Genomic DNA, 15473 nt, shown 5'->3' with positions numbered 1-15473 from the left:
CACAAACCTACACGAGGCCCTGATCCATCATCGCCGAGGCCACTTTCATGAAGCCGGCGATATTCGCGCCCGCTACCAGATTGCCTTGCTGGCCATATTTCTCGGCTGTCTCGAAGCAATTCCGGTGTACCTCGACCATGATGCTGTGCAGCTTCTGGTCGACCTCTTCGCGGCTCCACGACATGCGCTGGCTGTTCTGCGCCATCTCCAGGCCGGAAGTAGCAACGCCACCGCAGTTCGCCGCCTTTGCCGGACCGTACAGGATTTTGTGTTCCAGGAACAGCCGCGTTGCCGGCAGCGTGCTCGGCATGTTGGCGCCCTCTGAAACCACCTTGCATCCGTTGGCGATCAGGTTTTCCGCGTCTTTCAGGCTGATTTCGTTTTGCGTGGCGCTCGGGAAGGCGCAATCGCCCTTCATCGCCCACAGTGGGTTGTGATCCTTCTGCACGTCCGTCGGAACGAAGATCGCCTTCTTGAACTCCTTCGCGTAATCGCTGATGCGGCCGCGCTGCACGTTCTTGAGTTCCATTACCCACGCCAGCTTTTCGCGATCGATGCCGTCCGGATCGTAAATCACGCCGTTCGAATCCGACATCGTCACCGGCTTCGCTCCCAGGTCGAGCAGTTTCTCCACCGTGTACTGGGCCACATTGCCCGAGCCCGAGACCAGGCAGACCTTGCCTTCCAGCGAGTCCTTGCGCGTCTTCAGCATCTCCTGCGCGTAATACACGCAGCCGTAGCCGGTCGCTTCCGGACGAATCAGCGATCCACCCCAGTTCAGGCCCTTGCCCGTGAGCACGCCCGTGAACTCGTTGCGGAGACGCTTGTACTGCCCAAAGAGGAAGCCGATCTCGCGACCGCCCACGCCAATGTCACCAGCCGGCACGTCCGTGTCCGGACCGATGTGGCGCTGCAGTTCGGTCATAAAGCTCTGGCAGAAGCGCATCACCTCGCCATCGCTCTTTCCCTTGGGATCGAAATCCGAGCCGCCCTTGCCGCCGCCCATCGGCAGCGTGGTCAGCGAGTTCTTGAACACCTGTTCGAACGCCAGGAACTTCAGAATTCCAAGATTCACCGACGGATGGAACCGCAAGCCGCCCTTGTACGGCCCGATGGCATTGTTCATCTGAATGCGGAACCCGCGATTGATCTGCATGTTGCCATGATCGTCAAACCACGGCACGCGGAACATGATGACGCGCTCAGGCTCCACCATGCGCTCAAGGATGCGGGCCGAGCGAAATTCCGGATGTTTGTCGAGCACGGGGCGCAGGGATTCCAGCACTTCCTGCACAGCCTGATGGAATTCCGGTTCGGCGGGATTCTTCGCCTTCACCTGGGCAAGGACTTCTTCAATGTAGCCTGCCGGATTCTTGTATCCGGGGGTTGCGAGATTTAGTTCGGTTGGCATGTGTAACGCCTCCAGGATGTTTGAACCTGTTGCAAATAGAAGGCTCCCGGCGGGCCGTTATCAGCGAAAGAGAGGGGGTGGAGGCAGCGGCCAATCCCGAGTGCTCAAGCCTTAAGCACTGCGCCGCCGCCATCCAGTGCCACCTTTCCACGAGGGTAAAGGTTGGCCCGGAGGCCTTGTTTCGAGGGCGCAACCCTCGATCCGGAACAGCATTAAATCCTTGACCTGAACATGCGCGCCATGACGCAAATCACCAGTCCAAGTGATTAGCATCCGGAATAGCACCATAAGTATTTCTGGTGTCGATCCGGCCTGCGTTCTTCCCCTGCTCCGATGCGCATGCCCCCAGTCTGGCTGCCATCCTCGAGGACACGGAGTAGCTCGATTCAGCAGCCGGAAAAATATGCGCAAAGAGCACCTGCCTTCTAAGGCGGCTATTAAGTTGTAAGATCACCGTGCGGAGAATGGGGGCAGATCAATAACTGGCTCAGAACCGCCACCCCCACAGACAGCAAGGACCGCCCCGAAAGAGACGGCCTCACTGTACCGTAAGCACTAGAAAGAACCTGTTATCTGAATACAAACCGGCTGCCAAACTGCATCCAGAAAAGCGCAGCCAGAGTGTATGCCGTTGAAATCGCGAGCATCGGCATCAGACCCATTTTCCGTGGCGGAATAAGGGCCTGGAGCAAGGAGCCAATAATTAACGCAATCCCGAGAATGACATGCCCCTTGCTGAACTGAGCCACCATCGTCGGAGGTATGGCAAACACGAAAATCTTCAACGCAAAGGCGAGCTGATTATTCATCGATGTCTTCTCCATATCTCATTCCCGCCAATGTTCTAGTGTCCGTGAGGAATAGGCTGAGAAACGCCGTGGCTCCAGAGGCATTGATAATATGCTCCCATGTAATCCGATCCCTTCACAGAAATCGAGGCCAGCTGACCCAACCCTACACCCCGCAGAAGCTTCAATGCCGTGCTGCCCGGCATCAAGAAGGAGAAGTAGGTCGTCATTGCAGTTGTCTCGACAGATTGTCTTGTCACAAGGGAACCAGCCGCCGCTGACGCTGCCTTAGAGCAATCGTCTAGGTTAGGCTGCGGCGCTGGCGGCGCTGGCGGTGCTGCAGGTGTCCCGTTGTTTGGGGAGGACAGATCCATGATTGGGTTCAGCGCGTCCTCCATACACGGGAAACCCAGTAACTTACACGGACGCAAATCCAGAATGGAGGGGAAAAAAATCATGTCGCCATCCCCGAATCCTCCGGTTGGTAGATGCGGACCTTCGCCGAATGTTCCGTACTCTGACCCTCCGGTTGGCGGCCCTCCGCAACCCAGGGGGTGCACCGACACCCAGTTTGGGTCACTGCATGGGTTTACCACAGGGTCATGCCCTCCCCCCGCTCCCGCTTCGGAAGGGTAATATCCAGGGACACAGAAAGACCCACGAAGCATGACAAATGCGGGAGGAACAACGCCTCCGCAATACGGGCATTCACCGTCGCGCGAATAAAGCTTTCGTTTCATCATCCGAACTCCTAAGTGCAGTATTGCCCACTATTGAAGCGCGTTGCATCCGGCGTTAACGCCGCGTTCACCCGCAGCTCCCATTCTGGGGTGGCGTGTCACCCCTAAACCCCATGCCGAAGGCATGGACGGTTTTCTCCCTTCACGGATACCGCGCGGAACCCAGAGAACAACACCACATCGAAGCTCCAGAAGTGCCACGCGGAGCTACGATGCCGCCTCAGGAGGATCGCACGGCCAGCTCAAAGCCGACCTTCTCAATCAAGATGTATGTTCGCCGTCCTTCATGTTTCTGGATCGTTCGTACTCTTCCGCGCTGAAAAACGGCCATACATTCTCGTCTCCGGGACTTTCCGAACTGCTGCCCCCTGTCCGTCCGAACCTGCTGAGTAGATTACGAAGCACACTCTTGATTCCAAACGATGGCTCGGGCCAACGATATTCGCAGTTACTCAACAGAAATGACCAGCACCTCTCCAATAGAGCCATAATCTCGGCGGACGGTCGATTCTTTCCAGAGAGCCGGTGTTCCGAAAAATCCGAATAGTAAGTCCACACTTGCATTCTGATTGCCCTGACGGCCATATCCACTTGGCTGCGCGGAAAGAGCTTCGAAAACTCGTTGTTGTTTATCTCACAATCAATAAACTGCCTAAGAATTGAGGCTGCCTTGTCACGATCATCTCGATTAATCATGGGTTCCTCCTAGCCTTAATCCAGGAGCGTGCAAGTTGCAATTGCGGCAGCATCTATTGCTGTGGCAGCAACCGCGATTGGCGCGAAGAACCTCCCTGCCATCCTCAACGTATTCACTCCGGCTACGGCGGTCCCGCGGGTGGCCCAGAGTTGGCGATTTTTCCAACTCTGGGATAATTGCATCAGCGATCATTGTGTCTAGCACGACTCGTACACATGACCTGCTCCGGCGGGTGGCCCAGAGTTGGCGTTTTTCCAACTCTGGGACTGATTGCATTCAGCGAATCATCGTCATGTCTAGCACGACTCATACACATGACCTGCCCGATTCCTCAGCCATCCGTTTCAGCAAACACGGACCAGATGGTGTTCAGCCGAAACTCAGGCCCGCATCTACCGGTTCGCATCGGAGTGAACCTTATGCGTTGCGACGCTCTCGCGGAAGTATGGAAGGCTCAACTGGAGTCCCGTGCCGAGGTCGATCTTTGGCTCCCAGCCCAGCAGGGCTTTGGCTTTCGTAATGTCCGGACGGCGCTGCTTGGGATCATCTTCCGGCAGCGGCTCAAAAATCAGCTTGCTCGCCGAACCCGTGACCTCCAGCACCAGCTTCGCGCATTCGATCATCGTGAACTCCCCGGGGTTCCCGATATTGGTCGGATAGTGCTCTCCCGAGGCCGCCAGGCGCACGATGCCATCCACCTCGTCGCTCACATAGCAGAAGCTGCGGGTCTGGCTGCCTTCGCCAAAGATCGTGATGTCCTCGCCCAGGATAGCCTGCCGCATAAAGGTCGAGATCACCCGTCCGTCCATGAGCTGCAGGCGCGGGCCATAGGTGTTGAAGATACGCACAATCCGCGTGTCCACCTTGCGATAGCGGTGGTAGGCCATGGTCAGCGCCTCCGAGAAGCGCTTTGCCTCGTCATACACCGAGCGCGGTCCAATCGGATTCACCCTGCCCCAGTAGCTCTCCGGCTGCGGATGCACCTCCGGATCGCCATAGCACTCGGATGTCGAAGCCAGCAGAAATCCCGCGTTGTACTTCTGCGCCAGTTCAAGACAGTTGCGTGTTCCCGAGGAACCCACCTCCAGCGTCTCCAGCGCATATTTCAGATAATCGAAAGGACTCGCAGGCGAGGCAAACTCATAGATGAAATCGACCGGGCCAAAGTCGAAAGGAACACAGATGTTGTGCTGCTCGAAGCTGAACCGAGGGTCTTTGGAGCATTCCTTCAGGTTCTCAATCCGCCCTGTCAGCAGATTGTCCACGCAAACGACTGAATGACCGTCCGCCAGCAGCCGCTCGCAAAGATGGGAGCCCAGAAATCCGGCTCCACCGGTTACAAGAACCCGCATGAATCGCCTCTATCCACCGAATCTGAAAACATTCACAGCCGAGCGAAGTGTCGCAGACCACTGCAGCCATTCGTTCCAGCAACGCCCATCATAAACGACACATGCGAGCCGACTTTCGCACAGCCACTCAGTCCCCGGCGGCGTTCCCGTTTTCCGCAGGTTTCGGCTGCGCCAGCGGACGGCCCATGCTGTAGTAGTGGAACCCCGCCTCCGACATTTTCTTCAGGTCAAACAAATTGCGTCCATCGATGATCACCGGGTAACGCATGATCTGCTGCAACTTGACCAGGTCCAGTCGGGCGAACTGCGGCCATTCGGTCACCACCAGCACCGCATGTGCATCACGCGCGGCTTCGAATTCATCCTCGACATACTGCAGATTCTTGTTCTCTGGCAGCACGCATTCTGCTTTCGACATCGCCGCCGGATCGTAAGCGGAAACCTTGCACCCCTCCGACAGCAGCAGGCGAATGACGTTGATCGCCGGAGATTCGCGAATATCGTCCGTGCCGCCTTTGAATGCCAATCCGAGCACGCCAATATGCTTGCCCTTCAGTGTCCACAAGGCCGAGCGCAGCTTCTTGATGAAACACTGCTGCTGGTTCTCGTTAATCTTCTCCACCGATTGCAGCAGATCGAAGTCATACCCCACCGACTCCGCAATCTTGTAGAACGCCCGCACATCCTTCGGAAAGCATGATCCGCCATAGCCGATTCCGGCATTGAGAAACTTCGACCCGATGCGCGAGTCCGACCCAACGCCCATCGCGACTTCCTGCACATCCGTTCCCACCAGCTCGCAAATGTTCGAAACTGCGTTGATAAAGGAAATCTTCAGCGCCAGAAACGCGTTCGATGCATGCTTGATCAGTTCCGCGCTCTTCGCGCTGGTCTCCAGGTAGGTGACTCCGCCCGTCAGGTCCCGAGGCCCCGGTACGTGGTCTGGGCGCTTGTAGTAGCTGCCATCAATCAGAGGCTCATACACTCTGCGCAGCACTGCTCGCGAGCGCTCCGTATCCGCTCCCACCACAATGCGGTCCGGATACAAAAAGTCCTGGATCGCCGTTCCTTCGCGCAGAAACTCGGGGTTCGAAATGACGTCGAAATTCTTTTCTTTCGCGCCATTGAACCGCAGCGTGCGGCTGATCCACTGGTTGGTGAGCACCGGAACCGTGCTCTTCTCCACCACGACTTTATAATCCTGCAGCTCGGCCGCGATTTCGCGTACCGAAGCCTCAACATACGAAAGGTCAGCTTCCCCGGTCGGCGACTGCGGAGTGCCTACGGCGATAAAGATCACCTCAGCGTCGCGCGCTGCTGCCAGCAAGTCTGAGGAAAACACCAGTCGTTTTCCGCGATGCCGTTCCAGCAGCTCCGGCAATTGCTCTTCATAAATCGGGATTCCGCCAGTCTGCAGCGCTGTGACCTTGGCCGTATCGTTATCGACGCAAACGACCGAATGACCGATCTCAGCAAAGCACACAGCGGCAATCAGTCCCACATACCCTGAACCAACCACAGCAATTTTCACAGGGACATTAGATTTCAGTTGAGAATCCACGATTTTCCTCTTTTGGAAGCTTTTCTATCACACAGGCTCCGGGGGCAAATCCAAGCATATCAGTCACTCACGTCTTAACAGAATGTCCCTAGGGCAGAATAGTTGCTTCAGCCGGAGTTGAGCCTCATTCTCGCTCTCCATTCAAGCTGCTATCCTCTAAACACTTGCCCGAGCTATGGCTTTCCAGGACGTAATCTGAGGCAGGGTTTGGAATCCGATGAAAAAAGCCTTGATCACCGGCATCACTGGGCAGGACGGCTCCTATCTAGCAGAATTGCTACTTTCCAAGGGCTATGAAGTCCACGGCATAAAGCGCCGAACATCGCTGTTCAATACCAACCGCATTGACCATCTCTATCAGGATCCGCACGACCGCGATCGGCGCCTCATTCTGCATTACGGCGACATGACGGACACCAGCAGTCTGGTGCGTGTCGTCCAGGCCATCCAACCCCACGAGATCTACAACCTCGCCGCCCAAAGCCACGTTGGAGTCTCTTTCGAGCAGCCCGAGTTCACCGCAGAAGCCGATGGCGTAGGCACTCTGCGGCTGCTTGAGGCCATTCGTATGCTCGGGCTGGAGAAAACCACGCGCTTCTACCAGGCCTCTACTTCCGAACTCTATGGCCTCGTGCAGGAAGTTCCCCAAACCGAGACAACTCCCTTCTACCCGCGTTCTCCCTATGCTGCCGCCAAGCTCTATGCCTTCTGGATCACCGTAAACTACCGCGAGGCATACGGGATCTACGCCTGCAACGGCATCCTCTTCAATCACGAGTCTCCCCGCCGGGGCGAAACCTTTGTAACGCGCAAGATCACCCGCGGCCTGGCTCGCGTCAAAGCCGGTCTGCAACAGACGGTGTACATGGGCAACCTCGACTCTCGCCGTGACTGGGGACACGCCCGCGATTACGCCGAGATGCAGTGGCTCATGCTGCAACAGCAAAAGCCGGAGGATTTCGTAATCGCCACCGGAGAGCAGCACAGCGTGCGCGAATTCATAAACCTCGCGGCCTCCAAACTGGATTTGAGAATCACTTGGCGGGGCTCCGGCCGCGACGAAAAAGGCTTTGACCAGCATGGACGTTGCATCGTTGCCATCGATCCGCACTATTTCCGTCCGGCTGAAGTCGATAGCCTGCTCGGCAATCCCGCCAAAGCCAAGGCAAAACTCGGATGGAAGCCCACCACCACCTTCGATCAGCTAGTCACTGAAATGGTCGAAGCAGACTACGAGCTGGCCAAACGCGACGCCATGGTTTCGGCGAACGGCTACAAAGTTTTCCACCACCACCATGAGTAACTACATTCCGCAGGACGCGAAGATCTTCGTCGCCGGCCATCGCGGTCTCGCCGGTTCTGCCCTCGTGCGCAGGTTGCGCACGCAGGGATACAACAATCTCCTGTTGCGCACACGCCAGGAACTCGATTTGCTCGATTCGGCGGCGGTCGCGCGTTTCTTCGACGATCAGCGCCCCGAGTTCGTTTTCCTTGCTGCCGCCAAGGTCGGAGGCATTCTCGCCAACCGCGACTTCCCAGCCGACTTCATCGCCCAGAACCTGCGTATCCAAAGCAATGTTATCGAGAGCGCCTATCGCTCCGGCGTAAGCCGCATGCTGTTCCTGGGCTCAAGCTGCATCTACCCAAAGCTCGCTCCGCAACCGATTGCCGAAGATCAATTGCTCGCCGGTCCACTCGAGTTCACCAATCGTTCATACGCTATTGCCAAGATCGCCGGAATCGAGATGTGCTGGGCCTTCAATCGCCAACACGGAACCGAATACCTCGCCGCCATGCCCACCAATCTCTACGGTCCCGGCGACAACTACGACCTCGCATCCTCGCACGTCTTACCTGCCCTGATCCGCAAAGTGCACGATGCAATGCAGCGTGGCGACTCCAGTATCACTGTCTGGGGCACCGGCACACCTCTTCGCGAATTTCTCTTCAGCGATGATATGGCCGACGCTTGCATCTTCCTGCTCAACGTTCCGCAGCAGACATTCCGCGAACTCACCCACCATCCCCAGCTAGCGCCCCTTGTGAACGTAGGCAGCGGCATCGAACTCAGCATCCGCGAGCTCGCACAAAAGGTCTGCGACCAACTCGGCTTCCGCGGCAACATCGTCTTCGATGCGACCAAGCCTGACGGCACTCCCCGCAAACTGATGGACAGCAGCAAGCTTTTCAACCTGGGCTGGCGGCCAAAGATTTCCATCGAAGATGGAATCCGCATCGCATACGCCGATTTCTGCGAAAAGGAAGCCGCGCTCAAGTCAGAGTGACGCTCACGAGCATGATCGACCTCCACTGCCACCTGCTGCCCGGCATAGACGATGGCGCAAGCTCCTGGGACGCAACCTTGGAGATGTGTCGCCTCGCGCAGCGGGATGGCATCGCTCACATCGTCGCCACTCCCCATGCAAATCATCGCTACTCCTACGATCGTACCGCCTGCCTCGCCCTGCTCGATGAACTTCGCTCGCGTGTGCCCGAGTTAAGCTTCTCTCTCGGCTGTGATTTCCATCTCTCCTACGACAACATCGAAGATGCACTTACAAATCCAGAGAGATACGTCATCGACAACACTCGTTACCTGCTCGTCGAACTCTCCGACCACAGCTCCTTCAACATTTCGCAAACGCTTTATCGCCTGCAGACCATCGGCCTCGTGCCCATCATCACTCATCCCGAGCGCAATCCCATTGTTCTGCGGAATCCCGGCATGGTTCAATCTTTTGTCGATTCAGGCTGCCTCGTTCAAATCACCGCCAACGCCCTTACCGGAGCCTGGGGCAAGTCAAGTCAGAGGGCATCCGAGTCCATGCTCAGGAAGAATCTCGTGCACATCATCGCCAGCGATGCGCACGGCACTGAACGACGACCGCCCATTCTCTCCACCGCGCGCGATGCTGCTGCCCGCATCGCCGGACTCAATGCCGCCATGCGCCTGCTCGTCACCAACCCGGACGCAATCTTGCGCAACCTCGCCAACCTGCCATAGTCAGAACCGTAGTCTCTGGCATAGAATTGCATCTGCGCGCCTGTAGCTTAACTGGATAGAGCACGAGTCTTCGGAACTCGCGGTTGCAGGTTCGAATCCTGCCAGGCGCACCAGATCCCGCCCAATCTTTGCTCCAACTCCACAAATCTTTTCTATCAATCCAAGAAGTCTTATTTATTCCGCGCTTCCTTACGCGCATGGCCTTATTCATCTTTCCCGCTCGCCGCTGAAGTCACCAATCTCGCACAACCACCATAATCCTCAGTGTTTATGCGGCCCAGCTCGCCACTTCCCGCGCGCTCATGCATACATATACATCCCGTTGCATATTTCTGCTTTCCGCCAATCCAGTTCACTACAACAATCGGTTATCAGCCCGATAAATAAAAGGAATTGGTAATACGGAGCCACCCACAGCTACTCTCGGCCAACGCTTGATCAAGTGCACTGCTCACCTTGGATATTGCTGACGACGTTTAGACAGGAGAACTGCTGATGCGGATGAGACGCCTTCTTTCCACGGCGCTGGGAATTCTATTCCTCGCGTGCACTCTGCCGATTGGCTTAACGGCACAAACATCAAGTGCGGATGTCGATCACAAGATCGCCGATCTCGAAAAACAGCTTGAAATGATGCGCTCCGAACTGGACTCGCTAAAGGCCTCGAAGACAGCGGAACCCGCAAAGGCTGCGCCTGCATCCACGGACATGCCGGCTGATATGCACGCGACACCAACCGCTGCCGTCGCAACTCCTGCCACAGCGCCCGCCGCAGCCCCAAACCCGCTTTCTGGAATCAGCAGTGTGCTCGCCGGAACCACGTTCACCGGGCTTGTTGATGCCTACTACGGCTACAACGCCAACCATCCTGCCCTCGGTGTCGCGCACGTCGGAAATACCGCGACCGAGCCCTTCCAGTTCACCAACAATCAGTTCTCGCTCAACCTGCTCGAACTGCAACTTGACAAGGTTCCCGACAAGAGTTCGCCTCTGGGCTTCCGTGCTGCGATCGCCTTTGGTCAGGCCGTCAATGCCGTCAATAGCACCCCCTTCGAAGTGGCCCGCACGTTGCCCGTCGATCAATATCTGAAGGAAGGCTATCTTTCCTACCTCGCTCCGGTCGGCAAGGGACTGCAGATCGACGTGGGCAAGTTCGTCACTCCTACTGGCGCCGAAGTCATCGAGACCAACCAGAATTGGAACTACTCGCGCAGCCTGCTCTTCAGTTATGCCATTCCCTATTACCACATGGGCCTGCGCGCCAAGTACACCTTCAATGACAAGTGGGCTGTCACCGGCTATGCCCTGAATGGCTGGAACAACGTCGTCTCGACCAATACCGGAAAGACCGGCGGCCTCACCATTGCATGGAACGCGACCAAGAAGCTCAGCATCACCGAAACCTATCTCGCCGGCCCTCTTGATCGCTTTGGCACCGGAGACAACACCAAGTGGAATCATCTCTCCGATACCGTCATTGCCTTCAATCCCACCGCGAAGCTCTCGCTGCTGGCCAATATCGACTACAACCGCGATGAAGGCGTTCTCGGCGGAAAGCCCGGAGACTACGCAGGCGTCGCCGGATACGTGAAGTACGCCGTGAATCCCAAGTTCGCCGTCGCGGCACGTTATGAGTACTTCAACGATCACGACGGTTTTGCGAGTGGCATTCCCAACGCTTTCATTCCTGCAACCGGACAGCACATGCAGGAGTTCACTGGCACCATCGAGCGCAAGATTGCCGGACACCTGCTCTCGCGACTCGAGTACCGCCACGACAGCTCCAACCAGAACTTCTTCCAGCGCGGCGGTTCTTCGTTCGTGAAGGGACAGACCACGGTCGATGCCGGTCTTGTCTTCGTGCTGGAACCCAGCGAGACCAAGTAATCAGAATTTAGAAACTACAGGCTACACACCAAGACACGCAATAATTACGAGGAGATGGAGACACGGATGGCAGACGTAACTACTCTGGAAAAGGTTCGAACGAAGGCAGCGAACAACAACAGCCTGTCTTATTCGCAGAAGTTTTCACGGCTCGCAGATCGTTTGCGCAACCCCGAGTGGCGACGCTACGGAATGACGCTCTTCGCCGGTAAAGCAGCAGGCATAGCCCTGGTCCTGATGGTGATGACCTTGGCATCGTCGCTGTTCTTCACCAATGCGCTCGCTGCCGAGACGCCCGTCAAGGCAGCCGATGTCATCAACCCCATCAACACCATGTGGACGTTGGTCGCGGCATTCCTCGTCTTCGGCATGCAGGTCGGCTTCACCATGCTAGAGGCTGGATTCTGCCGCTCGCGTGAAACCGTAAACGTGCTGATGGAGTGCATCGTTGATACATGTCTGTGCGGCCTGCTGTTCTATGCATTCGGCTTTGCATTCATGTTCAGCCACGGCAACGGCTTCATCGGATATCACTGGTTCTTCCTGCAAGGCGTGCCTTCAACCTATGAAACCTCAGGCGTAGCGTTTCTTGCCTTCTGGCTCTTCCAGTTCGCCTTTGCCGACACCTGCTCCACCATCACCTCCGGCGCCATGATCGGACGCACCGGCTTCGTCGGCGACCTGATCTACTCCGTCGGCGTCTCCGGATTCATCTATCCCATCGTTGGCCACTGGGCCTGGGGACCGGATGGCTTCCTGGCGCTCATGGGCAGCGACGGCAACTTCCTTCCCTGGATGGGCACCGGCTTCCACGATTTCGCCGGCTCTACCGTGGTCCACACCATCGGTGGATTCATTGCTCTTGCCGGATCTATCGTTCTTGGTCCTCGCCTCGGCCGCAAGTTCAAGCGCGACGGCGGTGGCCCCATGATGCCGCACGATCTCACCATCGCCGCATCCGGTGGCCTCCTGCTCTGGTTCGGCTGGTACGGATTCAATCCCGGCAGCACGCTCTCGGCGATGGATTTCGAAGGCATCGGCCGCGTTGCCGCCAACACCACTCTTGCCGCCTGCGCCGCCGGGCTCACCTCCATGGCATACGGCTACATCCTGAGCAAGAAGTGGGACGTCAGCTTCACCGTCAACGGATTCCTTGCCGGACTAGTCGCCATCACCTGCCCCTGCTACTGGGTCAGCCCCACCGGATCGATCATTCTCGGCGGCATCGCTGGCGTAGTGGTCATCGCCGGAATCGAACTTCTCGAGTACCTCCGCATCGATGACCCAATCGGCGCGGTTCCCGTCCACGGAATCTGCGGCATCTGGGGAACTCTCTCGCTCGGTCTGTTTGCCTGCGGCAAGTACGGTGCCACCGGCCCGATCGCTCCCGACAACTCGACCGCGCTCAAGGGCCTCTTCTACGGCGGTGGATTCCAACTTCTGCGAGCGCAGGCTCTTGGCAGCTTCATTGTCACGGTGACAACCTTCGTTGTGGCTCTGGCACTTATGTACGCCGTCAACGCCACCGGCACTCTGCGCGTCTCCCGTGAAGGCGAACTCTACGGTCTCGACCTTTACGAGCACGGCATCTCTGCCTACCCAGAGTATGTGATCTCGGCCCTGGGCACTCCATCAGGCATGGATCCACACGCCTCGTCTGCCGACAAGAAAACCAGCGTCACCATACGGACGACCACATAGCGCAAACGCCAGTAACCCGGGACGGCAGCCTGCCTGCCGTCCTCAACTGGACCCAATCTCTAAAGCGAGGATTCAAAGATGACCAAGATCGAAGCGATCATTCAGCCCGGCAAATTCGATGCAGTCCGAGAAGCCTTGGGCACGCTTGGCATAGAGGGAATGACAGTTTCAGAGGTACGCGGACATGGCCGCCAGAAAGGCCATACCGAGACCTACCGCGGCCGCGAGTACGACCTTTCCCTGTTGCCGAAAATCAAGATCGAATCCGTTGTCCCCGATGACATGGTGGACTCAGTCGTGGAATGCATCGTAAACACTGCGTCCACCGGCCAGATCGGCGACGGCAAAATCTTCCTGTACAAAGTCGAACACGCCATCCGCATCCGCAACCAGGAAGAGGGTGCCGCCGCGCTCTAGTCCTCCGCTCCCCTCCTCACCGGAGAGTCGCTCTTACGAGCCTCTCCGGTTTTTCTATGTGCGCTCGACGATTCCTCCCAGGACGATTCGTCACAATAAAGAAGGGCACCCGCGCAGGGTGCCCTCTTGCAATCAAGTCTGACTAGCTTACTTTGCCGCTCCCAACCGTGCGTTGTTGTGCTCGGCAATGGTCTTCCTGGCGTTTTCTGCCAGTTCCTTCGCCTTTGGCATCAGGTCCAGAGCCTTCAGCACGTTCGGGTCGGATTCCGCCTGAACCCTCATGCCTTCCTGCTGGCCGAAGGCGCCGACGAACAGCTCGCTCTTGATGCTCGATCGAACCCACTCATTGTTGTCCACCAGGTCCTTCTCGGTGAAGGGCAGCTTCGCGTCATTCAGGAAAGTCCTGAACTCCTGCATCACGGCGTCATCTACCTGGAAGTTCTTCTCGACCTTGTGATTGATCGCATAGTGCTTGGCAAAATTGAAGAACGCATACTTGCGCAGCAGCTCTTCCTGGAACTTATTTGCCTTGATCGGCGGGAACTTCACATCCGGCGTGATACCGCCGCCGCCATACACCGTGCGTCCGCTGTCGGTCAGCTTCACTTCGCGGTTCGCGTCGTCCTGCTTCTGCCCGTTGATCGAGTTATCGTCCTGGTTGCGGTTGTAGTAGTAGTCGTAAAGCGACACACCGTTGTATTCGCGCTGGATCAGTCTTCCGCTCGGCGTGTAGTACTTGGCCGTGGTCAGCGCCAGTCCGGTGTTTTCGCTCAACCGATACACGGTCTGCACCAGTCCCTTGCCAAACGTAGTTTCGCCCACGATCAATCCGCGATCATGGTCCTGAATCGCGCCAGAAACAATCTCCGCCGCCGAAGCCGTGCCGTGGTTCACCAGCACAACAATCGGGAAGTCCTTCGTGCTGCCATGAGCCGCGCGGTAGACCTTCTCCGGTGAATTCCGTCCATGGTGGCTTACGATCACCTGTCCCTTCTTCAGGAACTTATCTGCTACGCCCACGCCTTCGCTCAGCAACCCACCGGGGTTATTGCGAAGATCAAGGATCAGGCCTTTCAGGTCGCCCATCTCGTCCAGTGCCGCTGCCGTCTCGGCCTCTGTCGTCTCCTGGAAACCGCTAACGTGCAGATACCCGATTCCCGGACGAATCATGAAGTGCAGATCGACCGAGTAGCGAGGAATCTCGTCACGCACCACCGAGAAGTCGAGCGGTTTCGTGTTGCCCTCGCGCAAAATCGCGATATGAACCGTCGTTCCCTTCGGTCCCTTCAGCAGGTCGGCGACGTCGCTGGTCGTCATGTTGTCCGTCGGCTTGCCGTCGATGGCTACAATCACATCACCCGGCCGGATACCGGCACGATACGCCGGAGCGCCCGCGAACGGAGCGATCACGATGACTTTATTGTTCCGCGGCCCCACCTGCATACCTACGCCGTAGTAGCGGCCGCGCTGCTCTTCCTGCAGTGCCGAGTACTGTTTCGGATCGAAGAAATTCGAGTGCGGATCGAGCACACGCAGCATGCCGGGGATCGCGCCGTCATAGATCGCCTTATCCGGATCGAGCTTTTCTGCATAATTCTGCTCGATGACGCTATAGACCTGCGCGAAATTGTGCACCGAATCGCGCATATCGTCGTCGCTGCTGGCGGGTGCTGCTCCCGTCCGCCCGAAGACCACTCCGAGCAAACCGCAAGTCAGAATAACGAGGAAAACTACTACAAGTGAGCGACGGGAACGTCCGGCCATTGATACCTTCTTCTCTGTGAGCTGCGCGACAGCGCAATCGTGAATGTTTGCCGCGCTCGCCCTGACTGTACACAGCGCGCGCAACCCTTAATTTCGCAAGAGTATAGCAGTTTCACCCACTCCGCTGTTAGTTCCGCACCGATGCTGGATT

11 protein-coding genes and 1 tRNA gene are annotated in these 15473 nt (G+C 57.2%); 7 read left to right on the top strand and 5 right to left on the bottom strand.

The annotated features are described in order from the left end of the window. Positions 1–7: 7 nt before the first annotated feature. The 4 genes from gdhA to AC6IY8_RS04485 all read right to left on the bottom strand — a co-directional run bounded on the left by gdhA (position 8) and on the right by AC6IY8_RS04485 (position 6549). Positions 8–1411: an NADP-specific glutamate dehydrogenase gene (gene gdhA / locus AC6IY8_RS04500; RefSeq protein ID WP_497777504.1), complete on the bottom strand. Its 1404-nt coding sequence runs from the start codon at positions 1409–1411 to the stop codon at positions 8–10. Between the two features lie 569 nt (positions 1412–1980). Further along, positions 1981–2220: a hypothetical protein gene (locus AC6IY8_RS04495; RefSeq protein WP_497777503.1), complete on the bottom strand. Its 240-nt coding sequence runs from the start codon at positions 2218–2220 to the stop codon at positions 1981–1983. 1808 nt (positions 2221–4028) lie between these two features. After that, a complete protein-coding gene (locus AC6IY8_RS04490; RefSeq protein WP_497777502.1) occupies positions 4029–4988 on the bottom strand; it encodes a UDP-glucuronic acid decarboxylase family protein in 960 nt (319 codons plus the stop codon). Between the two features lie 127 nt (positions 4989–5115). Beyond that, the gene (locus tag AC6IY8_RS04485) at positions 5116–6549 is read right to left on the bottom strand and encodes a UDP-glucose dehydrogenase family protein (protein ID WP_497777500.1); all 1434 of its coding nucleotides are present in this window, start codon (positions 6547–6549) and stop codon (positions 5116–5118) included. Positions 6550–6766: 217 nt separating this feature from the next. On the opposite strand from AC6IY8_RS04485, the gene gmd reads away from it, so the two are divergent. The 7 genes from gmd (at position 6767) to AC6IY8_RS04450 (ending at position 13558) form a co-directional block, all read left to right on the top strand. Then, positions 6767–7852, top strand: a complete 1086-nt coding sequence (gmd, locus tag AC6IY8_RS04480) for a GDP-mannose 4,6-dehydratase (protein WP_497777499.1) — start codon at positions 6767–6769, stop codon at positions 7850–7852. Then, the gene (locus AC6IY8_RS04475) at positions 7845–8834 is read left to right on the top strand and encodes a GDP-L-fucose synthase family protein (protein WP_497777497.1); all 990 of its coding nucleotides are present in this window, start codon (positions 7845–7847) and stop codon (positions 8832–8834) included. Before gmd ends, AC6IY8_RS04475 begins: the two co-directional genes overlap by 8 nt. An 11-nt stretch (positions 8835–8845) precedes the next feature. Next, a complete protein-coding gene (locus AC6IY8_RS04470) occupies positions 8846–9553 on the top strand; it encodes a tyrosine-protein phosphatase (RefSeq protein ID WP_497777496.1) in 708 nt (235 codons plus the stop codon). 36 nt (positions 9554–9589) lie between these two features. Further along, a tRNA-Arg gene (locus tag AC6IY8_RS04465) sits at positions 9590–9666 on the top strand. 388 nt (positions 9667–10054) lie between these two features. After that, entirely contained in the window at positions 10055–11440 is a 1386-nt protein-coding gene (locus AC6IY8_RS04460; RefSeq protein WP_497777495.1) for a porin, read from the top strand. 66 nt (positions 11441–11506) lie between these two features. Then, entirely contained in the window at positions 11507–13141 is a 1635-nt protein-coding gene (locus AC6IY8_RS04455) for an ammonium transporter (protein WP_497777494.1), read from the top strand. Between the two features lie 78 nt (positions 13142–13219). Continuing rightward, positions 13220–13558, top strand: coding sequence for a P-II family nitrogen regulator (locus AC6IY8_RS04450; RefSeq protein WP_497777493.1), 339 nt, complete (start codon positions 13220–13222; stop codon positions 13556–13558). Positions 13559–13705: 147 nt separating this feature from the next. Here the strand turns inward: AC6IY8_RS04450 and AC6IY8_RS04445 are convergent, their stop codons facing one another. Next, the gene (locus tag AC6IY8_RS04445) at positions 13706–15322 is read right to left on the bottom strand and encodes a S41 family peptidase (RefSeq protein WP_497777492.1); all 1617 of its coding nucleotides are present in this window, start codon (positions 15320–15322) and stop codon (positions 13706–13708) included. Between the last annotated feature and the right edge of the window lie 151 nt (positions 15323–15473).

The organism is Koromonas soli, assembly GCF_059726265.1.
Note: the sequence above shows the minus strand (reverse complement) of the source record. Positions and strands in the feature narration are given on the sequence as shown.